At 71.5% G+C, this 25,988-nt stretch carries 17 protein-coding genes; 6 read left to right on the top strand and 11 right to left on the bottom strand.

Features of this window, described 5'->3' with window-relative positions:
- Positions 1-33 precede the first annotated feature (33 nt).
- Complete coding sequence (locus ACKUU6_RS23700; protein WP_407990575.1) at positions 34-507, bottom strand: pyridoxamine 5'-phosphate oxidase family protein; 474 nt, start codon at positions 505-507, stop codon at positions 34-36.
- A 51-nt stretch (positions 508-558) separates the two neighbouring features.
- On the opposite strand from ACKUU6_RS23700, the gene ACKUU6_RS23695 reads away from it, so the two are divergent.
- A complete protein-coding gene (locus ACKUU6_RS23695; protein WP_407990574.1) occupies positions 559-1,113 on the top strand; it encodes a DUF1697 domain-containing protein in 555 nt (184 codons plus the stop codon).
- 17 nt (positions 1,114-1,130) lie between these two features.
- Here ACKUU6_RS23695 and ACKUU6_RS23690 read toward each other — a convergent pair whose 3' ends face one another.
- From ACKUU6_RS23690 to ACKUU6_RS23675, 4 genes are all read right to left on the bottom strand, one after another.
- On the bottom strand, positions 1,131-2,093 hold the full coding sequence (locus ACKUU6_RS23690; protein WP_407990573.1) for a DUF1152 domain-containing protein: 963 nt from the start codon (positions 2,091-2,093) through the stop codon (positions 1,131-1,133).
- 25 nt (positions 2,094-2,118) lie between these two features.
- Positions 2,119-2,847: a hemerythrin domain-containing protein gene (locus tag ACKUU6_RS23685; protein WP_407990572.1), complete on the bottom strand. Its 729-nt coding sequence runs from the start codon at positions 2,845-2,847 to the stop codon at positions 2,119-2,121.
- 152 nt (positions 2,848-2,999) lie between these two features.
- On the bottom strand, positions 3,000-4,007 hold the full coding sequence (locus ACKUU6_RS23680; RefSeq protein WP_407990571.1) for an alpha/beta hydrolase: 1,008 nt from the start codon (positions 4,005-4,007) through the stop codon (positions 3,000-3,002).
- A 506-nt stretch (positions 4,008-4,513) separates the two neighbouring features.
- Entirely contained in the window at positions 4,514-5,770 is a 1,257-nt protein-coding gene (locus ACKUU6_RS23675; RefSeq protein WP_407990570.1) for an ROK family transcriptional regulator, read from the bottom strand.
- Between the two features lie 218 nt (positions 5,771-5,988).
- Between ACKUU6_RS23675 and ACKUU6_RS23670 the strand changes: the two genes are divergently transcribed.
- Positions 5,989-6,732: an SDR family oxidoreductase gene (locus ACKUU6_RS23670; protein ID WP_407990569.1), complete on the top strand. Its 744-nt coding sequence runs from the start codon at positions 5,989-5,991 to the stop codon at positions 6,730-6,732.
- A 108-nt stretch (positions 6,733-6,840) separates the two neighbouring features.
- Here the strand turns inward: ACKUU6_RS23670 and ACKUU6_RS23665 are convergent, their stop codons facing one another.
- Positions 6,841-8,904 carry a carbohydrate binding domain-containing protein gene (locus tag ACKUU6_RS23665; RefSeq protein WP_407990568.1) on the bottom strand — a complete coding sequence of 688 codons (2,064 nt, stop codon included), beginning with the start codon at positions 8,902-8,904 and terminating at the stop codon, positions 6,841-6,843.
- A gap of 365 nt (positions 8,905-9,269) precedes the next feature.
- Between ACKUU6_RS23665 and ACKUU6_RS23660 the strand changes: the two genes are divergently transcribed.
- From ACKUU6_RS23660 to ACKUU6_RS23650, 3 genes are all read left to right on the top strand, one after another.
- Positions 9,270-9,902 carry a TNT domain-containing protein gene (locus ACKUU6_RS23660; protein WP_407990567.1) on the top strand — a complete coding sequence of 211 codons (633 nt, stop codon included), beginning with the start codon at positions 9,270-9,272 and terminating at the stop codon, positions 9,900-9,902.
- An 81-nt stretch (positions 9,903-9,983) separates the two neighbouring features.
- Positions 9,984-10,481, top strand: coding sequence for a SigE family RNA polymerase sigma factor (locus ACKUU6_RS23655; RefSeq protein WP_407990566.1), 498 nt, complete (start codon positions 9,984-9,986; stop codon positions 10,479-10,481).
- Positions 10,482-10,510: 29 nt separating this feature from the next.
- The gene (locus ACKUU6_RS23650; protein ID WP_407990565.1) at positions 10,511-11,326 is read left to right on the top strand and encodes a hypothetical protein; all 816 of its coding nucleotides are present in this window, start codon (positions 10,511-10,513) and stop codon (positions 11,324-11,326) included.
- 7 nt (positions 11,327-11,333) lie between these two features.
- Here ACKUU6_RS23650 and ACKUU6_RS23645 read toward each other — a convergent pair whose 3' ends face one another.
- From ACKUU6_RS23645 to pulA, 4 genes are all read right to left on the bottom strand, one after another.
- Positions 11,334-11,672, bottom strand: a complete 339-nt coding sequence (locus ACKUU6_RS23645) for a P-II family nitrogen regulator (protein WP_407990564.1) — start codon at positions 11,670-11,672, stop codon at positions 11,334-11,336.
- The gene (locus tag ACKUU6_RS23640; protein WP_407990563.1) at positions 11,669-12,976 is read right to left on the bottom strand and encodes an ammonium transporter; all 1,308 of its coding nucleotides are present in this window, start codon (positions 12,974-12,976) and stop codon (positions 11,669-11,671) included. Before ACKUU6_RS23640 ends, ACKUU6_RS23645 begins: the two co-directional genes overlap by 4 nt.
- A 211-nt stretch (positions 12,977-13,187) precedes the next feature.
- On the bottom strand, positions 13,188-15,515 hold the full coding sequence (locus ACKUU6_RS23635) for a M4 family metallopeptidase (RefSeq protein WP_407990562.1): 2,328 nt from the start codon (positions 15,513-15,515) through the stop codon (positions 13,188-13,190).
- A 526-nt stretch (positions 15,516-16,041) separates the two neighbouring features.
- The gene (gene pulA / locus ACKUU6_RS23630) at positions 16,042-21,570 is read right to left on the bottom strand and encodes a pullulanase-type alpha-1,6-glucosidase (RefSeq protein WP_407990561.1); all 5,529 of its coding nucleotides are present in this window, start codon (positions 21,568-21,570) and stop codon (positions 16,042-16,044) included.
- 290 nt (positions 21,571-21,860) lie between these two features.
- On the opposite strand from pulA, the gene ACKUU6_RS23625 reads away from it, so the two are divergent.
- The gene (locus ACKUU6_RS23625) at positions 21,861-22,811 is read left to right on the top strand and encodes a phosphatase PAP2 family protein (protein ID WP_407990560.1); all 951 of its coding nucleotides are present in this window, start codon (positions 21,861-21,863) and stop codon (positions 22,809-22,811) included.
- Between the two features lie 162 nt (positions 22,812-22,973).
- On the opposite strand, the gene ACKUU6_RS23620 is transcribed toward ACKUU6_RS23625, so the two are convergent.
- A complete protein-coding gene (locus tag ACKUU6_RS23620; protein ID WP_407992211.1) occupies positions 22,974-25,976 on the bottom strand; it encodes a bifunctional [glutamine synthetase] adenylyltransferase/[glutamine synthetase]-adenylyl-L-tyrosine phosphorylase in 3,003 nt (1,000 codons plus the stop codon).
- Between the last annotated feature and the right edge of the window lie 12 nt (positions 25,977-25,988).

Below are 25,988 nucleotides of genomic sequence, written 5' to 3'. Positions count from 1 at the left end.
CGGCTTCAGCGAACCGCCGGGGCCGGGGCCGGGTCAGCTCCGACGCACCGTCCGGGCGTCCTGCCCCGGGCGCCAGGAGCGGATCACCAGCTCGTCCCCCTCGACCTCCGTCAACACCACCTCGGTCGGCTCCAACCGGAAGGCGTGGAGGGGACCGGGCGGCGGTGCCGCCGGGAGGTCCGCGACGTACGCGCTGAGCTCCACCTCGTCGGTGATCTCGCGAGCGATGCCGGAGACCTTGGCGTCGCCGCCGGCCATGGTCGGGTCGGACGGGTTGCTGTGCAGTGCGAACCGGCCGTCGCGGCGCAGGTCGAGGGCCTTGAGTGCGCCGTACATCGAGCCGATGGTCATGTCCGCTCCGATGAACTGCACCTCGGTGCCGCTCACCCGGGGCGCGCCATCCTTGCGCAGGGTGGCCAGCACGTGGTGCCGGTTCGCCTCGAACCGGGCGCGCACGGCGGGCGCCAGATCCGGAGCCTCTTGTTCGAAATCCTGCCAGGTCGTCATCCGACCAGTGTCCCAGCGGCCACTGACAGTGGGGGCTGCGACACTGACGCCATGACCGGGACCACCACGTACATCGCGTTCCTGCGGGCCGTCAACGTCGGCGGGCGGACGGTGAAGATGGAGCAACTGCGAGCGCTCTTCACCGAGCTCGGGCTCGACGACGTGCGCACCTACATCCAGAGCGGCAACGTCTTCTTCAGCACCGCCGAGGCCGACCGGGCCACCCTCGCCGCGCGGATCGAGCGCCACCTGGAGCAGGCCCTCGGGTACGCCGTCCCGGTGATGCTGCGCACCGTCGACGAGATCGCCGAGCTGGTCGGGTCCGACCCCTTCGCGGGCGTCGAGGTCACTCCCGAGATCCGGCTCTGCGTGGTTTTCCTCTCCGAACCGCTGCCCGGCGACCTGGAGTTCCCGGTCCGCTCCCCCAAAGGCGACTGGGAGATCCTCTCCGCCACCCCGGGCGCCGCCTTCACCGTGCTGCACCTGCGCGGCGGCCGGATGAACACCAACCCGGCCACCACCTTCCCCAAGTCCTACCGGGGCCAGGGCACTTCGCGGTTCTTCCACACCGTGGTCAAGATCCTGGCCGCTGCCCGGAAGTCCTGACAGCCGCCGGACAGGGCCTAGTGCGGGAAGACCCGGGGCGGCCGCTGCTGCGGGAGCTCTTCCCGGAACTCCTCGATGACGGTGCTGATCTGACGCATCAGGACGGTGCGCTCGATCCGGTCCAGATAGCGGTTGCGGGCGGCCAGCGCCTCGACGGTGACGGAGAAGTACAGCGTCATCAGCGGGTTGACGAAGAGCTCGGCGCCCTTGGTCCGGTCGGTGAACCTGACGTCACCGAACTCGCCGCGCAGCGCGGCCGCGACCGAGCCGTGCACGATGCTGGGGTGCTCGGGGCAGGCGGCCCTGGCGTGTTCGACCGCGTCCAGGTAGAGCCTCCCCTCACGGCTGTCCCGGGGCAGCGAGAAGGCGCCGAGGTAACCGCCGTCCCGGTCCAGGGCGGCCAGATTCTCCAGCACAAGCGAGTGGTTGACGCCGTGGTAGGCGTCGACGCCGAAGCCCAGGCAGCTGACCAGGCGGACCGGAACCTCGGGCATCCCGGCCACCGCCGCCAGGCTGGCCATGTCCTCCTCGGGGGTGCCGAGGCCGGCCTCGTCGCCGCACATCAGGATGTCGGTGCCGCCGTCCACCAGCACGATCGCGTCGATGCCGAGGTGTGCACAGAGCGCCCGGTACGCGGCGCGCAGCGGCCGCACCCCGACCGAGCCGAACGCCCAGACGGTGTCGGGCATGCCGTGCAGCCGCAGCCAGCGAGCCAACGTCCGCTCCGGGAAGTACGGTTCGGCCGAGTGGGTGTCGGGGCGGATCTCCGCCACCTCGGATGCCAGCCAGACGTCCGCGTCCAGGCCGTACAGGTGACTGAACGACAGGCTGGCCAGGTGGACTTCGCGTCCGGCCGCGCGCAGCGCGAGGGCCAGGGGCAGACCGGCGTACACGTCGAAGCCGCCGCCCGCCCCGGCGATCAGCACCCTGCGGGCCTGGCCGAGACGGGTCAGCAGCTGCGGTTCGAAGAGCGTGGGCATCCGTGGACGCTATCAGCCCCGCCGACTACGGCTGCGGGCCCCAGAGTTCGTCGGAGCAGCGGGCGTACGTGTCCCGCCAGTGCGGCCAGTGCCTGGCGGTGGAGTCGTCGCAGTCGGCCAGCAGCCGGTCGACCTGGACCGGGTCCACGCCCTCCAGCAGCCAGACCAGCGCGTCCGAGGTGCCCGGGCCCTCCGCCGCGCGGAGCAGGTCGAGCAGCTCCGGCAGGGTCCCGATCCGCGATCCGGCCGGGAAGATGCCGTCCAGCCGGGGCAGCAACTGCCGTTCCTCGATGCGCAGATGGGTCTCCAGCCGAGCGGCCAGCTCCTCCACCGCGTACGCCACCGACCAGGCGCTGGCCGGGTCCCTGGTGGCGATCCGGACCAACGTGGTGATCCGGGTGAAGGAGTGGTCGAGGTTGTGGTGGTCGGACTCCAGCCAGTTGAGCAGCAGCCGGAGTTCGGGCGCGAAGCGGCGCAACAGCGGCCACATCCGGGTGTCCTGCTGCTCATGGTGGCAGGTGAGCATCGCGGTGACGAAGTCCCAGTGACGCTGGATCGCCTCGGCGGTGGCGGTGTCCTCGGGCTGGAGCAGTCGCAGGGCGTTGGGCAACCGGGCGAGGTCGCGGCGGAGCGCGGCGTGCACCAGACGCAGCCCGGCGAACGGGATCGCCTCGACGGCGGGCCGCACCATGCGTCCCTCGCCCGGCTGGGCGGGGACCTCGGGGGATTCGACGGGCAGCAGGTGGCTGGGCATGGCACTCTCTTCACGACTGGCTGAGACAGGGCCGGTCCGGCACCGCGGAGGCGGTGCCCCGGCTCGGGTCTCCAGGGTGGTGACAGACCATCAGAGTCGAATCAATGTCTGATTGACGCGCAGGTCAGCGTCCTGCCGCCGCCCTCCCCGGGTCAGTCGGCCTCCGGCCCGGCCAGGTTCTTGGTCAGCCACTCCAGGGTCACCGGGATCATCTTCTTGAAGTCCGAGGTGAGGTGCTTGCCGCCGGGCTGCTCGTAGTACTCGACGGTGGTCGGCGCGACCGGCTTGGCCACCCACTTCTTGACTAGCTTGATCTCGTACGCGTTGGCGCCGCCCGCGGTGGCCAGCATCCGGACGTCGGCGCCCTTGCCGATCAGCTCGTCGGGGCTGTTGGCGAGGCGCTCCGCGTCATGGCCCTTCCAGAGCGGGGAGTCGGGGTTGAAGTAGCCGTCGATCGGTACCGCGGCCTTGAACACGTCCGGGTGCTGGAGCGCCAGCTTGGCGCTGCAGAACGCGCCGGTCGAGGCGCCCATCAGACCCCAGCCGTCCCGGCCCTTGACGGTACGGAAGTTGGCGCGGACGAAGTCGGGGATGTCCTGCGCCATCCAGGTGCCGATCTTCGGCTGGCCCGGGATGTCGCTGCACTCCAGCGCCTTGGCCTCGTTGGAGTCCAGGTTCTGCACCGGCATCACCATGATGAACGGGTGCGCCTTGCCCTGCTTGGACATGTCCGCCCCGATCTCCTCGATCGGCAGCTGGTTGTCGGTCCAGGTGTTGTAGCCCGCGCTCTGGCCGCCCGCGTACAGGGTGAGCACCGGGAAGCCCGTCTTGGCGTACTTCGGGTCGTTGTACTCCGGCGGCAGCCAGACCCAGACCTTTCCGCTGACCCCGGACTTCGGGCCGGTCACCGTGGTCATCATGATCGGCCCGGCGGCGGTGTCCCTGGCCTTCTTGAGGTCGGCCGCCGGACCGGTCGGCATGAGCACCTTGGTGGGCTTCGGCGGGGTGCTGCTCTGCGCTGCGGAGGGCGCCTTGGCACCGTCGGCCGCCTGCCGGTCCGAACCGGGGCTGGCGGCCTCGCTCCCGCAGGCCGCCAGGCCGAGGGCCAGCGCGAGCACGCTCACGGCGGACAGGGCGGTACGGCTGCGCTTGAGCGGCAAGGTCTCTCTCCGACCGGTCTCTCGTCCGGGCGGACCGGCCAGGACGTGGCCCCGAGGTGAGGCCGGGGCCGGTGCACCAGAGGTACCGGCCCAGGTCAGCGCCGTCGACCCGAGGGTTCGAACGCGCCGTCCGGAATCCTACGACGCCTGCTCGGGGAAGGGCGGTTGCGATCTTCCGCCCCCGACCGGCGAGATCCCGCCGTCCGACGGGGGTCGGCCCCCGCCGGTCGACGGGCCGGTCCACCCGGCGGGCACCCCGCACCCGGCATCGGGCACCGGCTCCGTGACCACTCTCACAGCGTGCCCAGGCCCTCCGGGCGATCCTGCCGGCTGTGCCACGTGCGGCTGACGCCGTGGGGCGTTCGGCGTCGGGAGCCCAGCTGGGCGTGCGCCCAGTCGGCCTCGTGCCGGGTCGTACTCGGCCGTGCGTTCAGCCGGGCGGTGGCACCAGCCGCCGGCGCGGCCGGCCCGGCATCGCCCGCCCCGCACGATCCGCCGGACAGACCCTAAAGCATCCCGAGCGCCGTGAACGGCTCGGTGATCACCCGCTCCAGTACCGGCACCGCCGAGGAGCGCACCAGCGTCCTGGCGCCGAACACCGCAGGGACGATGTCATCGGCGACGGCCAGGCCCCGGTGGCTGCGGCGGCCGACCTCGGTGCGCAGCTCGTCCAGGTACTCGTCAGCGACCAGGATGCCGCCCGCCAGCACCACCCGGCTGGGGTTGATCAGGTCCACGATGGTGGCGACCGCGCGCCCGACCCGGCGGGCCCGGGTGCGCAGCAGCTCCTGCGCCTGCTCGTCGCCGGTGCCCGAGCCGGCCGGGCGGGCCGCCGCGACCAGCCGTTCCAGGGCGAGCGCGGCACCGTCCGCCGGGTCGTCCGGGATCACTCCGAGTTCGCGGGCCCTGGCCACCAGGGCGGTGTCGGAGGCGGTGGCGTTCAGGCAGCCCGCGCCGCAGACCGGGCAGCGCTGCCCGGGGTCGTCGGTGGCGAGCAGGTGCTCGATCGCACCGGCCGCCGCGCCCGGGCCCCGGTGCACGGTGCGGTCGACCACGATCGCGGCGCCCAGCACGTTGCCGATCATGACCAGGACGAAGTCGTCGACCTCGCGGCCCGCGCCGAACCACAGTTCGGCCCGGGCGATGGCGCGGACGGTCTGTTCCAGCACCAGCGGTCCCGGCAGGCGGTCGGCCAGCAGGGAGGGCAGGTTGACGTCCCGCCAGCCGAGCGGGCCGTGCTCGACCACCCTGCCCCTGGCGCCGTCCACCCAGCCGCCGATGCTGACGCCGGTGCCGACCAGGCGGCGGCCGTCCAGCCTCTCGGCCAGGAAGGTCCGGACGGCGCGGACGGCCTGCTCGGTGATCGTGGCGGGCGAGAGGTCGGGCAGTCCGTGGTGCGGGAGTTCGCGCTCAGCGATCACGCTGCCGTCCAGACCCACCAGGCCGAAGGTGGTCCGCAGCAGGCCGATGTGCAGGCCGAGCGCCACGATCCGGTCGCCGTCCACCCGGAGCGGCACGCGGGGGCGGCCCTGGGTCGGCTCCATCGGCGCGAGCTCGTTGAGCAGCTCCACCTCGATCAGGGAGGCGGTGAGTTTGGTGACGCTGGGCGCGGACAGTCCGGTGTGCCGGGCGATCTCGGCCCGCGAGACCGGGCCGTGGGCGAGTACGGCGCGCAGCACCGCGGAAGCGTTGCCCTGCCGCATCAGCTGGGCCCGCTGTCCTGCCGTGACCAGGCCCTGCGGCCGGCCGTTCCGGTTCTCCACGATGACTGCCTCCTGCCGGACACCTTAGCGAGGCTGATCGCTCAGCTCCGTCGGCGGAGCCACCCCTCCCGGGCCCGCTCCCGGTCCTTCCCATCAGCCGGGGGCCTCCGTTCCGTCCGACTGCTGGACGCTCCGACAGATGACGGCCGGTCCGTCCGTGCGCGATCATCGAGGGGTCCGTCCCGGTCGAGGCGGGTCCCAGTCGAGGGGTGCAGCAGATGTCGCAGCAGGTCGCCGTCGTCACCGGAGCAGGCAGCGGTGTGGGCCGCGCGGTCGCCCTGGAACTGGCCGCCCACGGCTGGCGGCTGATGCTGGCCGGACGCCGGGCCGAACCGCTCGACGCGGTCGCCGCCGAGGCCGGCCCCGGCGCGCTCGCCGTCCCCACCGACGTGACCGATCCGGCCGCCGTGGACGCGATGTTCGCCACCGCCGCCGAGCACTTCGCGCGGATCGACCTGCTCTTCAACAACGCGGGCACCTTCGGCCCCTCGGTCCCGCTGGAGGACCTCACCGTCGCCGACTGGCGCGCGGTGGTGGACCTCAACCTGACGGGTGCCTTCCTCTGCGCGCAGGCCGCCTTCCGCCTGATGAAGCGTCAGTACCCGCAGGGCGGACGGATCATCAACAACGGCTCGATCTCCGCCCACGCCCCGCGCCCGGGCAGCATTGCCTACACCGCCACCAAGCACGCCGTCACCGGGCTGACCAAGTCCCTCTCCCTGGACGGCCGCCCGTACCGGATCGCCTGCGGCCAGATCGACATCGGCAACGCCGCCACCGACATGACCGCCGCGATGTCCACCGGCGTTCCCCAGGCCGACGGCCGGATCGCCGCCGAACCCACCATGGACGTCGCCGACGTGGCCCGCACCGTCCGCCACATGGCCGAACTCCCCCTGGAGGCCAACGTCCAGTTCGCCACCGTGCTGGCCACCACCATGCCGTACATCGGCCGCGGCTGAGCCGGTCGCTCCCCTCTCGGTCGGGGTACCGCTCGGACAGCAGTGACCGGCCGCTCCCTCCCCGTGCGCTGGGGTGGGAGCGGCCGGCCGGTCGGGGTCGGGCCGGGCTCAGCTCCGCCAGGTGTCGTTCAGGGTGACCTTGCCGCTCGCCGGGACGGTGGCGGTGCGGTTGGCGCCGCTCTCCCAGGTCACCGCACCGCCGGCGTCCTTGCGGACGTACTTGTACTCGAACGCGGTGCCGGCAGGCAGCGTGACGTCGAGCTTCCAGACCGGGTAGCTCGCCGAGGAGAGCAGCAGGGCGGCGGCCGGGTCCCAGGCGCCGAGGGCGGCGTTGTTGCCGACCACGTAGATGTTCTGGCCGGTCGTCGTGGTGGCGTTCACCGCGAAGGACGCGCCCGAGGTGGCGGCGGTCGGCGAGGCGGTGGCCGTGGCGCACGGGTCGCCGCTGCCGATCACGCCGTCCTTGACGGTGACGTTGCCGGTGCCCAGGGCGTAGTTGGCGCCGTTGTTGTTGTCCCAGGTGCCGGAGCCGTTGTTGAAGGTGGCGGCCAGGCCGGTGGCGCTGCCGAGGGCGACGGTCTTCTTCACCCACCCGGTACAGGCTGCGTCCATCGTGACGCCGGGCGCGGTGGTCCAGCTGCCGCCGGTGGGGGCGTAGTGCAGGTCGTACGCCGACCAGCCCTTGTTCGTGCTGTAGAAGACGGTGGCCGAGTTGGTGCCGGTCGGGGTGGGGCTCGGCGTCACGGTCGCGCCGCCCTTGGCGTCGACGTGCAGCGCGACCGAGTCGCCTGCGCCCACGGTGGCGGTGAACTTCCCGTCCGAGCCGACCGTGTACGTCACCCCGGAGCAGCTCCCGTTCACGAAGTCACCGTGCTCGACGTCGCAGTAGACACCGGCCGGCAGCGAGGTCTGGAAGGTCTGGGTGACCGCACCGCTCTCCCGGTTGATCGCCACATAGCCCTTGTCGCCTCGGCCGAAGCCGATCGCGTTGTTGCCGTTGGACCACCAGTTGGTGATGCCGGTACCGCTCACCGCGTTCCGGAAGCCGACCATGTTGGCCACCGGGCGCCAGGCGTGGGTGCAGTTCCAGCCGTCGCTGTAGCAGGCGTTGACGGTGCCGCCGTTCGGCGGTCCGGCGTCGTTGTTGTCGAAGGCGTAGCCGGAGTAGACGTTCGGCGAGCCGTACGGGTGGGCCAGCAGGAAGACGTTGGCCAGCGTGTAGGCGGAGCCGTACTTGTAGTTGAGGGTCGAGCCGTTGCGTTCGGTGTCCCAGTTGTCGACGAAGGTACGGGCCTGCGAGCCGCCCAGCAGGCCGCTGCCCCAGGTGCTGAGGTCTGAGATCTTCCCGCCGTTGAAGGCGCTCTTCAGCCAGGTCGCGGAGCGGAACTCGTCCACGTCCCCGAGGCCGGTGTACTCCGAGGGCTGGACCGCCTCGCCCGCGCCGTAGATGACCTCGGTCACCCAGTAGGCGTTCGGGTTGGTCATCTTCGCCTTGATGCCGGCCAGGTCGGTGGCGGCCATGTGCTTGGCTGCGTCGATCCGGAAGCCGTCGGCGCCCAGCGAGAGCAGGTCGCTCAGGTAGTTGGCGATGGTCTGCTGGACGTACGCGGAGCCGGTGTCGAGGTCGGAGAGGTTGACCAGCTCGCAGTTCTGCACGTTGGAGCGGTCGCCGTAGTTGCTGATCGCCGTTCGGCAGGAGTGGAAGTCCTGGTCCCCGTAGTAGCCGGGGTAGTTGTACTTGGTGTAGTTGGTGCCGCCGGTGCCGGTGCCGGCGCCGGCCGACATGTGGTTGATCACCGAGTCGGCGATCACCTTGACGCCTGCGGCGTGGCAGGTGTTGACCATCGACTGGAACGCCGTCCGGTCGCCGAGCCGTCCGGCGATCTTGTAGCTGACGGGCTGGTAGGAGGTCCACCACTGGCTGCCCTGGATGTGCTCCTGGGGCGGTGAGACCTCGACGTAGCCGTAACCCTTCGGGCCGAGGGTGTCGGTGCAGGCCTTGGCGACGGAGTCGAAGCGCCACTCGAACAGGGTGGCGGTGACGTCCTTGGTGCCCGGCGGGGTGGCCTGGGCGGTCGGCGCGATCGAGAGGCCGGTGCCGATCGAGAGCGCGAGGGCGGCCGAGGCGGCGGCCGCGCCGACCGCGCGGCGGCGGGGGGAAGTGGTGACCACGGTGTCTCCAGGGGGGCTGGGTGGGCAGCCTGGTTCACCCGCGCAGGCGCGGGTGGGCACGGCAGGGGTGGGGCGGAGCCGGGACGGCCGCGTGGGGTGCCGATCCCGCTCCGGGGACGCGCCGGTGATGCACCGTCAGCGTGAGCGATGACCTCTTGCTGCAAGACCACTGAAACTTGCTGGAAACTTGCAACGCGCTGAACTTATGGCGACCCCGACCCGCCGTCAAGACACCTCAAGGCAACAGATCGGTCACCCTGGTCGACTCTCGGCCGGATCCACGTGTCCCGGTTGACGCGGAAGCTCCCCCGCCGCTTCGATGATCACGTTCCGTGTCCGTCCGATCACCCTTGGAGCAAGCCCGCATGAGGATTCGTCAGGCCCTCGCCGCCATCGGCATGACCGCCACCCTGCTCACCGGCACCGTCCTGGTCGACACCGCCGCCGCCGTCACCACCTCGGAGTGCTCGACCGCCGACTTCCACGGCGACCGCCGCCTGGGCCCCGAACAGCTCCCCCGCACCGGCCCGGTCGGCCGCCAGCTCTGGGGCTACCAGCGCACCGGCGGCCTGACCGAGCAGGAGTTCCTGGACCGTTACTACGACGCCACCGCCAACTCCTGGCGCTACCCGCCCGCCGACGGCTACGTCACGACGCCCGACGGCACCCCGCTGGAGATCCAGCAGACCCTGGGCTCCGGCCAGCGGATCGACCGCTACGGCAGCGAGTACGGCTCCTTCCTCGCCCCCGAGGGCCTCCCGTACGCCACCCGGGCGATCCCGCCGCAGTCGCTGGACAGCGAGCCCGCCGCCACCTGCAACTACCACGTGTACAAGGTGGTCCGGCCGTTCACCGTGGACGCCGGCCCGATCGCGCCGTGGTTCGGCCAGCCCGGCCACGGCTGGCAGTTCCAGCTGGACGCCCGGCACGTGCCCGGCGCCCCGGCCCGGCTGAACGTCCTGTGGCTGATCGACAACGGGTACCTGGCCCGGGCCTGACCTCGGAGCCCGTGATACCTCTTCGGCTCTCGGAGCGTCGGTACTGGTGACGTCAGCAGGAACGACCGGTCGGGGCGGGGTATGGAGTTCGAGGAGTTCGCGAGTACCAGGGCCGGGCGGCTCTTCCAGATCGCGTATCTGATGTGCGGGGACTGGCACCAGGCACAGGACCTGGTGCAGACCACCCTCGCCAAGATGTTCACGGTCTGGGGACGGCTGCGGCGCGGCCGGGACGAACCGGGGCTGGACGCCTACGCACGGAAGGTACTGCTGCGCATGTACCTCTCGCAGCGTCGGCTCCGCCGCTCCGGCGAGATCGTCTCGGCCGAGCTGCCGGAGCGGACCGCCACGGGCGGCGCCGGCTCCGACCTGCGGCTGACGCTGGTCGCGGCACTGTCGCAACTGCCTCCCAGGAACAGGGCGGTGGTGGTGCTCCGGTACCTGGAGGACCACAGTGTCGAGGCGGTCGCCGAGCTGCTGGAGGTCTCGCCGAGCGCGGTGAAGAGCCTGACCACCCGGTCGCTAGCCAAGCTCAGGGACATCCTCGGCGACGACCGCGAACTCCTGCTCCGCCCGTGAACCGGCAACCGACAACCAGGAGGAGTGACATGGAGCGCGACCCGGTACTGGAGAGACTGTTCGACGATGCGGTGCCAGGCATCGACCCGCCGGTGGCCGAACTGGTGACCGGCAGCCAACACCTCGGCCGGAAGCTGAGGCTGCGCCGACGCCTGCGGATCGCCGGCGCGGCCCTGACCGTGACCGCCCTCGCCGCCACCGGTACGGCCGTCCGGTGGTGGCCCGGCGGCGACACCGCCCGGCAGGCCGTGGCGTCCGCTCCGGCCGACGTCACTGCGCCGTCGTCCACTCTCGAACCGGTGACCCCGGAGGCGATGCTGCAGATCCTGTCCGGCGTCCTGCCGCCCGACGGAAAGCTGACCGACTTCGTCGGCCGGTCCGGCCGACTCGCCGCGTCCGGTCTGCCCTCCCAGCTCGGCGTGGTGTACGACGACGGCAGCGGGGCCTCGGAGCTCGAGGTCGGCATCCAGCCGACCCAGGTCCCGGCCCCCGATCTGAGCTGCGACGGCTACCAGGGCCACCGGAGCCAGGTCGTGTCGGCACCGAGCTGCACGACCCGCGTGCTGCCCGACGGGACGAAGCTGCAGACCCTCGGCAGCGGTGACGGCCGCGGTCACGTGTACAGCATCAGCGTGCACGCGTTCCGCCCCGACGGGGTGCACGTCTGGATATCGGCCGCCAACGGCCTGTCCGCTACCGCGAGCGGGGCCACTCGTCCCGAACCCCCGCTCGGCACGGGACTCCTGGAGAAGGTGGCGTCGAGTCCCGCCTGGCAGCTGACGGTGGAGCACACCACCACCGAGCAGGGCCGGAGGCTCGCCGCCGGACTCGGGGCGCACGGCTGACCGGTCGTCAGACCGCGTCCGGGCCGCGCTCCCCGGTCCGGACGCGGACGATGGTCTCCACCGGCACCACCCAGACCTTGCCGTCGCCGATCCTGCCGGTGCGGGCGGCCTCGACGATGGCGTCCAGCACCACGTCGGCCTCCTCGTCCTCGACCACGACCTCTATCCGGACCTTGGGCACCAGGTCGACGGTGTACTCCGCGCCCCGGTACACCTCGGTGTGGCCGCGCTGCCGGCCGTACCCACTGGCCTCGGTGACGGTCAGACCGTGCACGCCGTGAGCCTGGAGCGCGTTCTTGACCTCGTCCAGCTTGAACGGCTTGACGACGGCGGTGATCAGCTTCATGCGACGGGGGCCTTCACAGCAGTGGGGGCGTGGGACGCGGCGCTGCCGTGGCCCAGGACGCCGTGATCGTACGCGGTCTCGGCGTGCACGGCGAGGTCCAGTCCGGTCAGTTCGTGCTCGGCCGGGGCGCGGAAGCCCATCACCCGGTCGATCACCTTGCCGATCCCGTACGTGACGCCGAACGCGTAGCCGCCCACCACCAGCACCGCGAGCAGCTGCCTGCCGATCTGGGCGAACCCGCCGTGCAGCAGACCGGTGGCACCGCCCGTCATCACGGCCGAGGCGAAGACGCCGATCAGCACCGTGCCGATCACCCCGGCGACCAGGTGCACGCCGACCACGTCCAACGAGTCGTCGTACCCGAAGCGGAACTTCCAGCTGACCGCGTAGCAGCAGACCACCCCGGCCGCCAGGCCGATCACCAGCGCGCCGAGCAGGTCCACGCTGCCGCAGGACGGAGTGATGGCGACCAGTCCGGCCACCGCACCGGAGGCGGCGCCGAGCGTGGTGGCGTGACCGTCGCGCTTCTTCTCCACCAGCAGCCAGCCGAGCAGGCCGGTGCAGCCGGCCGCCTGGGTGTTCAGCAGGACGGCGGCAGCGGTGCCGTTGGCGCCCAGTGCGGAGCCCGCGTTGAAGCCGAACCAGCCGAACCAGAGCAGGCCCGCGCCGAGCAGCACCAACGGCAGGTTGTGCGGCCGCATGGCCTCCTTCTTGAAGCCGAGCCGCGGGCCAAGCACCAGCGCCAGGGCCAGCCCGCTGGCGCCGCAGTTGATCTCGACCACCAGGCCGCCGGCGAAGTCCAGCGCGCCGAGCCGGGACAGGATCCAGCCGCCGGGGGCGAACACCCAGTGCGCGACCGGAACGTAGACCAGCAGCGTCCAGACCGCCGTGAAGAGCACCCAGGCGCCGAACTTGGCCCGGTCCGCCACGGCGCCGCTGATCAGCGCCGCCGTGATGATCGCGAAGGTCAGCTGGAAGGTGGCGAACAGTAGCGTGGGCACCCGGCCGGTCAGCGAGGCGGGGGTGATCCCGGCCATCCCGAGGTGGTCGAGGCCGCCGATCAGACCGAGGCCGCCGAGATCGGGCCCGAAGGCGAGCGAGTACCCGGCCAGCAGCCAGATCACGGTGACCACCGCGATCGAGACGAAGCTCATCATGATCATGTTGAGCGCGCTCTTGGTGCGGACCATGCCGCCGTAGAACAGCGCCAGCCCAGGAGTCATCAGCAGGACCAGCGCGGTGCTGGCCAGCAGCCAGGCGGTGTCACCGGTGTCGAGTCCGGCGGTGGTGTCAGCGAGGAGCATGTGGAGCCTTCCCGAACCGCGCACCGTGGGTGGGGTGTGTGCGCTGGTGGGAGGGAGTCTGGACGGGCCGGATTACCGGTTGCGGACGGCCGTGTTTCGGCCGCGTTTCGTGTTGCCGGGTGGTTTCGAACATCTCACCACGTGGACGACATGGCCGGGCCCCCGGCTGCACGTGGCAGGCGGGGGCCCGGAGTCACTTACCGACGCTGGGTCAGCTGGTGGTGATCGAGGTGTCGTCGATCAGGAAGCTGGTGGCGAGGGACGAGTCCTCGACACCGTTGAACTTCAGGGTGACGCTCTGGCCGGCGTAGGCCGAGAGGTCGAAGGTGCGCAGGGTGTAGCTGGAGCCCGCGTCCACGTTGGAGTAGGTCTTCAGCGCGGTGCCGTTCACCGTCACGGTGAGCTTGTCGTACGCGGTGGTGCCGGTCTCGGCGGTGTCGATCTTCAGGTAGAACCCGAGGGTCGCCTTGCAGCCGGTCGGGATGGTGACGGTCTGGCTGGCGCTGTCGGTGTGGGCGGAGCCGTAACCGTTCAGCCAGGCCTTGTACGAGCCGGTGCGGGCCGGCTTGCTGGTGCCGTTGTCGATCACGCCGGACGTGGTGGTCCAGACGGTGGCACCGGACTCGAAGCCCGCGTTGCCGAGCAGCTGCGCCGGGGTGCAGGTGCTGCTGGTGTCGGTGACGGTCCAGGTGAAGCTGGTCGTGCCCGTGGCGTTGGCGGCGTCCTTCGCGGTCACGGTCACGTTCGAGGTGCCGAGTGCGGTCGGCGTGCCGGTGATCAGGCCCGAGGACGAGATCGACAGGCCGGCCGGAAGGCCGGTGGCGGTGAAGGTGCGCGGGGCGGTACCGCCGGCCGCGCTGATCTGGAGGCTCACCGCGGTGTTGATCTTGGTGGACTGGTTGCCCGGGTTGGTGACGGTCACGGTGCCCGGGTTGGTCGGCACGCTGCCGACGCTGACCCCGGCCCACGCGGTGCCGACCGCGGTGACCTCGGCCGAGCCCGCGCCGTACAGGTCCTTGGCCGCGTTCTCGGTCGCGGTGCGGGCCGCGGCGTAGTTGGTGGTGGAGGTCATGTAGACGGTCAGCGCGCGGTACCAGATCGCGGCGGCCTTGTCCCGGCCGATGCCGGTGACGGTGATGTTGTTGGTCGTCGGGCTGTTGTAGCTGACGCCGTTGATCACCTTGGCGCCGCTGCCCTCGGCCAGCAGGTAGAAGAAGTGGTTGGCCGGGCCCGAGGAGTAGTGGACGTCCACGTTGCCGATGCCGGAGTACCAGGAGTCCTTGGACGAGCCGTCCTTCGAGGGCTTGTCCATGTAACGGAGCGGCGTGCCGTTTCCGTTGATGTCGATGAGCTCGCCGATGAGGTAGTCGGGGTTGTCCGAGGGGAGGTTCGCGTAGAACTCCACCATGCTGCCCATGATGTCGGAGGTGGCCTCGTTCAGGCCGCCCGACTCACCCGAGTAGTTCAGGTTGGCGGTGTTGGAGGTGACGCCGTGCGTCATCTCGTGGCCCGCCACGTCCAGCTCGGTCAGCGGGGCGGTGTTGCCCGAACCGTCACCGTACGTCATGCAGAAGCAGCCGTCGTCCCAGAAGGCGTTGACGTAGTTGCTGCCGTAGTGGACCCGGCTGAAGGCGCCGACACCGTCGTTGCGGATGCCGTTGCGGCCGAAGGTGTTCTTGTAGAAGTCCCACGTCACGGCCGCACCGAAGTGCGCGTCGACGGCGGCGGACTCCTTGTTGCTGGCCGTGCCGTTGCCCCAGGCGTCGCTGGTCTTGGTGAACAGGGTCCCGTTACCGCTGGTGCCGTTGTTCATGTTGGTGGTGTACATCCCACCGCGGGGCGCGTCCTTCATCGAGTACGTCGAACCCGACAGCGTGGTGCCGATGGTGACGTTGCCGACGAAGACACCCTGGCCGGTGCCCTTCTTGATGCCCTCGAACTTGTGCAGCACCGCGCCGGACTGAGCGTCCGTCACGACGTGCATGCGGCTCGGGGTGCCGTCCGCCTCGACGCCCGAGACCACGGTCTCCCAGGCCAGCGTCGGAGCGCCCTGGGCGGCCCAGATGACCAGGCGCGGCGCGGTGTCCAGGCTGGATCCCTGCTCGGCGGCGAGCGCGGCGGCCTGCGCCTTCGGCGCGGCCAGAGCCGGGGTGGTGGAGACGCCGGCCAGCGAGGCCGTGGAGGCCCGGTCCAGGCCCTTGGTGACGCCACCCGCGGTCTGGTGGACCACCATGTCGCCACCGAGCACCGGCAGTCCGCCGAAGGTGCGCTCGAAGCGCAGGTGGCGGGAGCCGTCGGTGTCGACCACGACGTCCTTGGCGACCAGCTTCTCCTGGCCGGACAGCCCGAGCGCCTGGGCCAGGCCCGCGCTCTGCTGGTTCGCGGCGGAGAGGAGCTGGGCGTGGTCAGCGGCGATCTGGCTGACCGGTGCGGGGGCCTGGGGGGCCGCCTGCGCCATGGTGGGCAGTGCGGTCACCACCAGCGCGGTGGTGGCCGCGAGGGCGGCCATCGTCACCCGGGCATGGGTGTAGCGGGACATGCGGACTCCTTTTCCGACCGGTCGCGGGGTTCACGAGCGGTGGAGAGAACCTGGCCGCGGGGTTGCGGCACAGCGGGGGCCCCGGGCCACTGGTGCGCGGCCCAGGTCGGTGCGTACAAAGGAGTGGTGCTTGGTAGCGCCTTGCCTGCGCTGGAACTGCTGCAGCGGGGGGATTGGGGCCCGGCTCGTCTGCAGCCGGGGGAATCGTGGCAGCAAACGGGTCATGAATGACAGATGCATGCCACGGTTTGGCCGATAACCGACCCCGGCGGCGAATCCCTGACGGATGGTCAGGTCAGCGGGGGCGCCCGACCCTCCTGATGATGGTTGTCATCTTCCCGGCCGCCCTTCGCATCCGCCCCATCGGCACTGAACAGTGCGCCAGTTGCCACCCGCCCGGACGGTCGGTCGGTCCGCCCCACCCCCCCTGGCGCCCGCCCGGAAACAGCGCCGCCCGGGGCTCCGGTGTCACCACCGGAAGCCGCCGGGCGACTGTTTTCAGCCACTGGGTCCTGTTCGGGCCGGACTAGCCCTGGACGAACACCGCCACCGAGCGGGCCGGAACGGTGAACGTGCCGGTGGAGCCGTCGAAGGACGAGCCCTTCACCACCGGATCGGTCCCCTGCGCCTGCACCTGGTGCAGCGACTGCCGGGTGCCCTTCAGGCCGGCCACGGTCTGCTGCTGGGCGGTCGGGGTGGCGTTGAACACCACGGTGACGCCCTGCTCGGCGCCCCGCAGTCCGGTGCCGTCCAGGTGCATGGTGATCACCCCGGCCGCCTCGGCCGCCGTGCCCGACAGCGGGAAGGACAGCCGCTTCTGCACCTCGGCCGCGCTGTTCAGCGCGAACAGCGGTGAGGACTGCTTGATCCGGAGGAACTGCCGGTACTGCGCGCCGGTGGCCTGAATCTCGTTGCAGCCCACGGTCAACCGGGGATCGGCCAACAGGGACTTGGCCGTCGGCCACATCTCCTTGTTGTCGGCCGCCATCGGCAGCCCCCGGCCCCAGCCGTTGCCCCGGGTGCAGTCCCACTGGATCGCGTTGAACCAGTCACCGGAGTCGAAGGAGTTGGCGTCCAGCGACTTCGACCGCAGCAGGTCGCTGCCGGCCTGCGCGAAGCCGGGCCCCTGGCCCAGCGCGGTGAGCGAGAGACCGAGCGCCTGCATCCGCGCCCGGTCGGCCGGGCTGGTCGCGGTCGGCAGCTTGTAGGCCAGCGCGTCGAACAGGTCGGTGTTGTCGTGCGCGTCCACGTACTCGACCGCCTCGCCCGGGTTGGCCGCGTAGCCCGTCGGAGAGCCGTTGTAGTCGACTCCCGCGCCGGTGACGGACTTCCCGCTGCTGTCGGTGAACGCGAAGCCCGCCAGGTTGCCGGTCAGCCCGACCTTGATCTGGTCCATCTGGTGCAGCAGCCGGGCCTTCTGATCGGCCGGTGTCCCGTTCGCCGCCGACCCGTTGGGGTCGGTGTACAGGCCGGAGGCGAAGCCCTGCTGCGGCGCCGAGTTCAGCATGAAGTTGCCGCCCCGGGCCGCGTCCCGCACCCGGTCGTTGAAGGTGGCGATTCCGGTGCCCGCCATGTTCAGCTGACTGGCCTGCTGGAAACGGGAGTTGTTGGCCACCACGCCGAAGTTCCAGCCCTCGCCGTAGAGGAAGACGTCCTTCCCCTCGACCCCGTCGCGCGCCTTGGTGAGCCCGCGCAGCGCCGACTGGACGTCCACCATGGTCTGCTTCGGGTCCAGGCCCATCAGGTCGAACCGGAAGCCGTCGACCCGGTACTCCTTCGCCCAGGTGACCACCGAGTCGACCACCAGCTTGTTCATCATGGCGTGCTCCGGCGCGGTGTCCGCGCAGCAGCTGTCGGTGGTCACCGCGCCCGCGTCGCCGAGCCGTTGGTAGTAGCCGGGCACCACCCTGTCCAGCACCGAGTGCTCGGCCTGGCCGGCCGCTGCGGTGTGGTTGTAGACCACGTCCAGCACCACTCGCAGACCGGCCTCGTGCATCGCCTGCACCATCTCGCGGAACTGCACGGTGCGCGCGGTGCCGGTCGCGTCGGTGGCGTACGAGCCCTCGGGGACGGTGTAGTGCAGCGGGTCGTAGCCCCAGTTGTACGCGTCCTCGGCCTGCACGGCGGCCACGCACTCCTGCTGCTTCTCGCTGTCCGCCGCGAGGGAGTTCAGGTCGCAGGCGGGCAGCTTCTGGTCGGCCCGGTTCTCCCTGATGGTGGCGATGTCGAAGGTCGGCAGCAGGTGGATGGTGGTGACACCCGCCTGGGCCAGCTCGCGCAGGTGCTGCATGCCGGCCGACTTCGACTCGGTGAACGCCTTGTAGGTGCCCCGCTCGGCGACGGGCACGGTGGCGTCCGCCGAGGAGAAGTCCCGGACGTGCAGCTCCTGGATCTGCTGCTGGGCGGCCGGAACGGCGTTCGGCGAGCGGTGCCCGTCCCAGCCGCGCGGCTTGGTGTCACGGGCCGTCAGGTCGGCCACCAGACTGCGCTTCGAGTCGGCCGAGAGTGCCACCGAGTACGGGTCGGTGACCAGGTTGGTGACGTTCTGCCGGACGCTCGGCGCCCAGACCTTGACCTGGTACAGGTAGTACTTGCCGTCCAGCTCGTCGGCGTCCCTGGTCAGCGACCAGACGCCGGTCGCCTCGTCCCGGCGCAGCGGCACGGTCCTCGGCGTACCGCCGGTGGCCTGGTCGAAGAGCTGGACCGACACCTCGGTGGCGGTCGGCGCCCAGAGCGACAGGGTGACCTCACGGTCCTCGCCCCACCAGCCCCAGCCGTCGGACTTCCGGTAGACCGGACCGAGTTGGGCCTTGGCGGCCTTGGCCGCGTAGAGGTCGTCCAGCACGCCGGGGATCTGCACGCCGGTGGCGGCCAGGGCGGCGCCGCTCGGCAGGTGCTCGGTGAAGATCAGCTGGCTGCGCAGCGCCTTGGTGACCCGCCCCGTGTCCCGGGCGTCCACGGTGAAGGCCCGGTAGCCCGCCAGGTGCGGGAACTTGGCCTTCTGGGCGTCCGTCAGGCTGCCCGGGTTGAGCCGGATCCACCGGCCCGGCTTGTTCAGCACGCCCTTGTCGACGGTGAGGCCGCCGTCCGCGTCGTAGATCAGCTGGGCACTGGTGCCGCCCGCCAGCGCGCTGTCCCCCGCACCGAAGTTGGCCGGAACCAGCACCGTCCTGGCGTCGATCCACTGGGCCCGGGCCGAGGAGAGGTCGAGCTGCGCGGAGCTGCCGGCCGCCTGCGGCAGCAGGTGGCCCTCCTGGCCGCCGATGATCCAGATCTCCCGCCCGCTGGTGGCGAAGTCCAGCGACTGGTCGTTGGGCAGGTCCTTGTCGTTGCCGTTGTGCAGGATGTAGCTGAGGCTGGTCGCCCCCGCCGCCAGCGGCACCTCGAAGACGGCGCCGTAGGAGTCCTTCCGGGCCGGCATCAGCGGGTTGCCCCAGTCGGTCGGCGTGGCCGCGCCGGTCCAGTCGTGCAGGCCCCAGCCGTCGTACTTGCCGTCGGCCCGGTAGTAGTGGATCACCGCCTTGTCCACGGGCACCGGGACGGCCGGGTCGGGGTTCTTGGTGTAGACGTTCGGGTCGCCCTCCTTGACCCAGACCTCCCCGGTGGTGCCGAGGTCGACGTGCCGGTCGGCCTCGCCGTCCTTCACGCCACCCTTCTCCACCACGAAGCCGACGTCGGCCGCGCCGCTCTTCAACTTCACGTAGGCGAACGCCCCGTAGGCGTCCCGCCCGGTGAACCCGTGCCCGTCCGGCCAGGGGGTGGACTCGCCGTCGGCCAGGTCGCCCCAGGCGTACATGTTCCAGCCGTCGTAGTCGGCGTTCTTCCGCTGGTAGTGCACGACCGCGTACGGGCGCGAGGTGGCGCTCGGCGCGGGCTTGGGAGCGGGGGTGCCGGTGGTGAAACTCCCGGTGGCGGACCGGAGGTTGCCACCGGAGTCCTTGACCACCGCCTTGTACCGGACCACGGTGCCGGGCGCGACTCCGGTCAGGTCCTGGGTGACTCGGTACGTCCCGTTGTCGGCCGAACCGAGCTGCTGCCAGGGGCCGTTGCCCACCTGCGCGGCGAACGAGACCCGGTTGAAGCCGCCGCCCGGCACCTCGGCGCCGACGGTGACCGTACCGGTCGAGCCGTTCTCCGGTGCCTTCAGGGTGAGTTGGGGCGCGGCGGCCGGCTTGGCGAGCTTCCCCGCCGCCTGGTGCACCACCGAGGAGTACGCGGGGACGGTCACGGTGACCTTGCGGTCCGCGCCGCTGACCGTCTTCGCCCCGGCGCTCGGGTAGAGCTGCCTGAACTCCATGCCCGCCGAGAAGGTGTCCAGCGTGACGGTCTTCGGCTCGGCCGAGTTGTTCACCGCGACCAGGTACTCGACCTGCTGCCCGGCGTCGATCCGGGAGAACGCGTACACGCCCGCGCCGTCCGCCGCGTACCGCTCGACCTGCGCGCCGTCGGCCAGCGCCGGGTGTGCCTTGCGCAGCGCGGCCAGGGTGCTGATGCCCTGGTACAGCGCGCCGTCCCGGCCGTACCGGTCGGCCGGTCCCTTGCTGCCGCCGATCACGGTGTCGCTGTTGTAGGAGCCGGTCTTCGAGGCGAACATGTCCTGCCGGGCGTCCTTGTCGCCGCCCGCGCCGGTGAAGCCCTGCTCGTCGCCGTAGTAGACCACCGGCTGCCCCCGGGTCAGGAACATCAGCTCGTTGGCGAACCGGTCCTTCTGCAGCAGCTGCTCGGCCGAGGCCCCCGGGTTGTCGCTCTGCAGGAAGCTGCCGAACCGGCCCATGTCGTGGTTGCCGAGGAAGGTCGGCAGCTCGTACGCGTTGGTGTCGGCGGTGGTGTAGCGGAAGTCCTGGGCGTACAGCTCGGCGAGCGCCTTGGCCGAGCCGCCCTGCGAGACGTACTTGCGGGCGCTCTCCTGGAACGCGAAGTCCAGGGTGGCCTGGAGCTTGCCCTTGGTCACGTACGGCGCGGTGATCGACGGGTCGCCGGAGTAGACCTCGCCGAACATGAAGAAGTCCTTGTTGCCGCGCTCAGCGGCGTACTGCTTGAGCGCGGGCGCCCACTGCGACCAGAAGGCCAGGTTGACGTGCTTGACGGTGTCGATCCGGAAGCCGTCGACCCCGCTCTCCTTCACCCAGGTCTGGTAGATCTGCTTCATGCCCTCGACCACCCGGGGGTTCTGGGTGTCCAGGTCGTCCAGGCCGGAGAAGTCACCCTCGGTGGCGGACTCGCCGACGAAGGTCGAGTTGCCCCGGTTGTGGTAGAGCGCGGGGTCGTTCAGCCAGGACGGGGTCTTGGCCTTCCTGTCCGCCTCGCTGCGGAAGGACGGCGTGTAGGGGAACGAGTCCGCGCCGATCTTGGGCCACTGGGCGGCCGCGTCGGCCACGGCGGACTCGTCCACCGGGTTCCCGTCCGCGTCCAGCGTCGGATAGGCGCCGGTCGAGCGGTAGTCGTACTTGCCCTCGGTGTCGTCGACGACGTCGGCGGTGTGGTTGGTGATGACGTCGAAGAAGACCTTGATGCCCTTCTGGTGCGCCTTCGCGATCAGCTCCTTGAGCTGGGCGTTGGTACCGAAGTGCGGGTCGACCTGGGTGAAGTCGGTGATCCAGTAGCCGTGGTACCCGGCCGAGGCGTCCGTCCCGGTGCCCTGGACCGGGCGGTTCTTGAACAGCGGGGCCATCCAGATCGCGGTGGTGCCCAGGCCCTGGACGTAGTCCAGCTTGTCTATCAGGCCCTGGAGATCGCCGCCGTGGTAGAAGCCCTTGTCCGCCGGGTCGAGGCCGGTCTCCAGGCGGGTGCCGGTCAGACCGCCGGTGTCGTTCTTCACATCGCCGTTGGCGAACCGGTCCGGCAGGACGAAGTAGAACTGCTCCCGGGTCAAGTCGTGCCGGTCCGTCTGCGCGGCCATCGCCCGGTCCGACGGCGGCCCGGCCGGGGCGGCCATCGCCAGCGGGGCCGCCCCCAGCCCGGTCGCCAGCAGGGAGGCCGCGATCAGTACGGCGGTCCGGCCGGGGCGTCGGTAGGGGGTGGTGCTCCGTGGGCGGCGGGGCTGGGCTTCGGCCACTGCGGGCTCCCTTGAGGCGGCTCGTCGTCATTGGGTGGCTGGACGCTAGCGGCTGCAAAATGTTTCAGCAAGATGCAGAAAAGGTTGCAGTCGTGGTCTTGACCGAACCGTTGCCTGCCGCCCGGAGGACCGGGGTCGCGTCGACCGGCCGCCCCCGAACGAGTCACAATGGACTTCATGTGTCAGACCCCGGTACTCAGCCACCTACCCCGGAAGGGGGACAGGCGGTGAAGAATCCACAACCGCAGGATGAGCAGAGGGCCACGGCCCGTCTGGCAGACTTCTCGCCCATGGGGGAATCGACCGAGCAGTTCGCAGCCGACGCCGCAGGCGCCCAGGCGGCGGCGCAGGCCGGTTCCGTCCCGGGCGCGGACCGCACGGTCCGCCGACCGGACGGAGCCACCCGCGCCGCCCAGTCCACCGGAGCAGCCGTCCGCGGCCGCATCCGCGACCAGCGCCGCACCCCGGCCAGGCCCCGGCTCTGGTTCGAACTCGCCCTGATCGGGGTCAGCTACTGGCTGTACTCCCTGGTACGCAACGCGGTACCCGAACAGGATGTCATCGCCCAGCGGCACGCCGGCTGGATCTGGGACTTCGAACAGCACCTCGGCATCGCGGTCGAACGCAGCGTCAACCACGCGGTCGACTCGGTGGCCTGGCTGATCGTCGGGATGAACTACTACTACGCCACACTGCACTTCATCGTGACCATAGGCGTGCTGGTCTGGCTCTACCGCTCCCACCCCGGCCGTTACGCGGCCGCCCGTACGGTGCTCTTCGTCACCACGGGCCTGGCCCTGATCGGCTTCTACTTCTACCCGCTGGCCCCACCCCGCCTGATGACCGGCGGTGCCTTCATCGACACCGTCAAGGTGCACGACACCTGGGGCTCGATGGCCTCCGGCGCGGCGGCCAGCGTCTCCAACCAGTACGCGGCGATGCCCTCGATGCACATCGGGTGGTCGCTCTGGTGCGGGCTGACCATCTTCTTCCTGGCCCGCCCGCTCTGGGGCCGGGTGCTCGGTCTGCTCTACCCGGCCCTCACGCTGCTGGTGATCGTCTCCACCGCCAACCACTTCTGGATGGACGCGGTCGGCGGCGCAGTCTGCCTGGCCCTCGGCTTCGCGGCCGCCCGCCTGGTCTACCACGTCTGGGTCTACCAACTCCCCCGGACCCGGACCGCCCCCGAGGACGACCTCACGGTCCCGGAACAGTGGGCCCTCACCAAGGTCGACCACTGACGTCTGCGGGTGCGACGCTCCCGAGGCCGTCCTGGGCCCCGTCCGGCCCTGGGCCCTGTCCGGGCGATCTTGCCGAGCGTGCGACGTCGGACCCGCCGCGCCAGCGGCTGATGTCACATCCCGGCGCCGCACGCTGATCCGACAAGATCGCCCGGACAGGGCCTAGCCGTAGAAGAGCTCCTCCACAACGGCCCGCGCCCGGCGCGTGGTGCGGCGGTAGTCGTCGACTAGCTCGCCCGTGTGGCCGGAGCCGTAGCCGAGGTAGCGGGCCACCCCGGCCAGTTCGCGGGCCTCGCCGGGGAAGCTGTCGCCCGGTCGGCCCCGTACCAGCATCACCGCGCTGCGCACCCGCGAGGCCAGCACCCACGCCGCGTCCAGCACCGCCGCGTCCTCCGCCTCGACCAGCTCCGCCTCGACCGCCGCCGCGAGTGCGGCCCGCGTCCGGGTGGTCCGCAACCCGGGCACCCGATGCCCGTGCTGGAGCTGGAGCAGCTGCACCGTCCACTCCACGTCGGCGAGACCGCCCCGGCCGATCTTGGTGTGGGTGGTCGGGTCGGCGCCGCGCGGCAGTCGCTCGGCCTCGATCCGGGCCTTGATCCGGCGGATCTCCAGCAGGTCCTGGGTGGGCACCCCCACGCCGGGGTAGCGCAGCGGGTCGATCAGTGCGCGGAACCGCGCCCCGAGCCCGGGGTCGCCCGCGACCGGTGCGGCCCGCAGCAGGGCCTGGGACTCCCAGACGTGCGACCAGCGCCGGTAGTACGCCTCGTACGAGCCGAGGGTCCGGACCAGCGGCCCCTGTCGGCCCTCCGGCCGGAGGTCGGCGTCGACCAGCAGCGGCGGTTCGGTGGACGGCGCGGCCAGCAGTGTCCGGAGCTGGTTGCAGACCGCGAACGCGGCCTGGGCGGCGTCCTGGTCCAGCGCGCCGAGCACCGGCTCGTGCACGAAGAGCACGTCCGCGTCGGAGCCGTAGCCCATCTCCTGCCCGCCGAACCGGCCCATCGCGATCACCGCGAGCCGGGTCGGGAACTCACCGTTGGCCGCCTCCCACTCGGCCACGCAGGCCTGTAGCGCCCCTTGCAGAGTGGCGGCGTTCAGTACGGTCAGCGCGTCGCCCACCGCGTCCACGGCGGCGCCCGGCTCCTCGCCGAACCGGCCGAGCACGTCGGCGGCAGCCGTCCGGAACAGCTCCCGGCGGCGGACCGCGCGGGCCGCCGCGACCCCGGCGGCGGCCGATCCGGCCCGGCCGACGGCGGCCTGGATCTCCTGGGTCAGGGCGGCCCGCCCGCGCGGTTCCAAGCCCTGCGGGTCGCCGAGCATGGCCACCGCCTCGGGGGCCCGGAGCAGCAGGTCGGGGGCCAGCCGCCCGGCCGAGAGCACCCGGGCCAGCTGTTCGGCGGCCGCGCTCTCGTCCCGCAGCAGCCGCAGGTACCAGGGGGTGCGGCCGAGCGCGTCGGAGACCTGCCGGAAGTTCAGCAGCCCGGCGTCGGGGTCGGCCGAGTCGGCGAACCAGCCCAGCAGCACCGGCAGCAGGGTGCGCTGGATCGCGGCCTTGCGGCTCACCCCGGAGGCCAGCGCGCTCAGGTGGCGCAGCGCCGCCGCCGGATCGGCGTAGCCGAGCGCCTCCAGCCTGGCCTTGGCCGCCTCGGTGGAGAGCCCGATCACGCCGGCCGGCAGTTCGGCCACGGCGTCCAGCAGCGGACGGTAGAACAGCTTCTCGTGCAGCCGCCTGACCTCGACCGCGTGCCGTCGCCACTCCCGCTGGAGCGCGGCCACCGGATCGGCGTTGGTGTCGTCGTTGATGTGCCCCGCCAGCGAGCGAGCCAGCCGTCGCAGGTCGGCCGGGTCGGTGGGCACCAGGTGGGTGCGGCGCAGCCGGTGCAGCTGGATCCGGTGCTCCATCGCCCGCAGGAAGCGGTACGCGGCATCCAGCGAGGCGGCGTCGGCCCGGCCCACGTAGCCGGCCGCGCTGAGTGCCTCCAGCGCCTGGAGGGTGGTGGGGCTGTGCAGCCGGGGGTCGGTCCGCCCGTGCACCAGTTGCAGCAGCTGCACCGCGAACTCGACGTCGCGCAGCCCGCCGGGGCCCAGCTTGAGCTGCCGGTCCACCTCGCGGGCGGGGATCGCGTCCACCACCCGGCGGCGCATCTGCTGGACGTCGGCGACGAAGTTGTCCCGCTCGGCGGCCTGCCAGACCAGCGCTCCGGTGGCCTGGGCGTACGCGGCGCCGAGCTCGGCGTCACCGGCCACCGGACGGGCCTTCAGCAGGGCCTGGAACTCCCAGGTCTTGGCCCAGCGCTGGTAGTACGCCAGGTGGCTGGCCAGGGTGCGGACCAGCGGGCCGTTGCGGCCCTCGGGGCGCAGGTTGGCGTCCACCGGCCAGATGGTGCCCTCGCCGGTGGTGTCCGAGCAGAGCCGGGTCATCCGGGCGGCCAGCCGGGTGGCGGCCTGCATCGCCTGGTGCTCCTCGACCCCCTCGCGCGGTTCGGCAACGAAGATCACGTCGACGTCGGAGACGTAGTTGAGCTCGCGGCCGCCGCACTTGCCCATGCCGATCACCGCGAGCCGGCAGCGCCCGGCCGCCTCCGGATCCTCGTCGGCGGCGATCTCCAGCGCGGTCTGCAGGGTGGCGCCGGCCAGGTCGGCCAGTTCGGCGGCGGTCTGCGGTAGGTCGGTGGTGCCGCTCAGGTCGCGGGCGGCGATGGTCAGCAGGCAGCGCCGGTAGGCGATCCGCAGCGCGTCCGCCCGGTCGGTGCCCGCGGTCCGCATCCGCTGGTGCAGCTCGCGCCGGAAGTCCTCGGTACCGGGGTGGATGTCGCGGAGCTCGAAGGTGACCAGGGCGTGCCAGTCGCGCGGGTGCCTGGCCAAGTGGTCGCCGAGGGCGGTGGAGGCGCCGAGCACCGAGAGCAGCCGGTCGCGGAGCGGCTTGGAGCTGGTCAGGGTGTCCCGCAGGGTGTGCCGTTCGGCCGGGTCGAGCGCCTCCAGCAGCCGGGCCAGGCCGAGCAGCGCGAGGTCCGGGTCGGCGGTCGCGCCGAGCGCGTCCAGCAGCAGGGGGTCGTCCGCCAGCCCGGACAGCCAGGGCTGGCCGAGCAGACCGACGGCGGCCTGCGGGTCGGAGAACCCCCGCCGCACCAGGCGGACCTCAAGCCGACTGCTCCGCTCCGCCACCAGGGCCGCCTCTCT

The sequence above is a fragment of the Kitasatospora sp. CMC57 genome (assembly GCF_045866025.2).
Lineage (GTDB): Bacteria > Actinomycetota > Actinomycetes > Streptomycetales > Streptomycetaceae > Kitasatospora.
Note: the sequence above shows the minus strand (reverse complement) of the source record. Positions and strands in the feature narration are given on the sequence as shown.

Bases quoted from the DNA above. Each gene is read 5' to 3' on its own strand.
- ACKUU6_RS23695 (WP_407990574.1), top strand. From the start codon at position 559: ATGACCGGGACCACCACGTACATCGCGTTCCTGCGGGCCGTCAACGTC.
- ACKUU6_RS23635 (WP_407990562.1), bottom strand. From the start codon at position 15,515: ATGTCCCGCTACACCCATGCCCGGGTGACGATGGCCGCCCTCGCGGCC.
- ACKUU6_RS23660 (WP_407990567.1), top strand. From the start codon at position 9,270: ATGAGGATTCGTCAGGCCCTCGCCGCCATCGGCATGACCGCCACCCTG.
- ACKUU6_RS23645 (WP_407990564.1), bottom strand. From the start codon at position 11,672: ATGAAGCTGATCACCGCCGTCGTCAAGCCGTTCAAGCTGGACGAGGTC.
- ACKUU6_RS23670 (WP_407990569.1), top strand. From the start codon at position 5,989: ATGTCGCAGCAGGTCGCCGTCGTCACCGGAGCAGGCAGCGGTGTGGGC.
- ACKUU6_RS23655 (WP_407990566.1), top strand. From the start codon at position 9,984: ATGGAGTTCGAGGAGTTCGCGAGTACCAGGGCCGGGCGGCTCTTCCAG.
- ACKUU6_RS23700 (WP_407990575.1), bottom strand. From the start codon at position 507: ATGACGACCTGGCAGGATTTCGAACAAGAGGCTCCGGATCTGGCGCCC.
- ACKUU6_RS23640 (WP_407990563.1), bottom strand. From the start codon at position 12,976: ATGCTCCTCGCTGACACCACCGCCGGACTCGACACCGGTGACACCGCC.
- ACKUU6_RS23690 (WP_407990573.1), bottom strand. From the start codon at position 2,093: ATGCCCACGCTCTTCGAACCGCAGCTGCTGACCCGTCTCGGCCAGGCC.
- ACKUU6_RS23685 (WP_407990572.1), bottom strand. From the start codon at position 2,847: ATGCCCAGCCACCTGCTGCCCGTCGAATCCCCCGAGGTCCCCGCCCAG.
- ACKUU6_RS23650 (WP_407990565.1), top strand. From the start codon at position 10,511: ATGGAGCGCGACCCGGTACTGGAGAGACTGTTCGACGATGCGGTGCCA.
- ACKUU6_RS23625 (WP_407990560.1), top strand. From the start codon at position 21,861: ATGGGGGAATCGACCGAGCAGTTCGCAGCCGACGCCGCAGGCGCCCAG.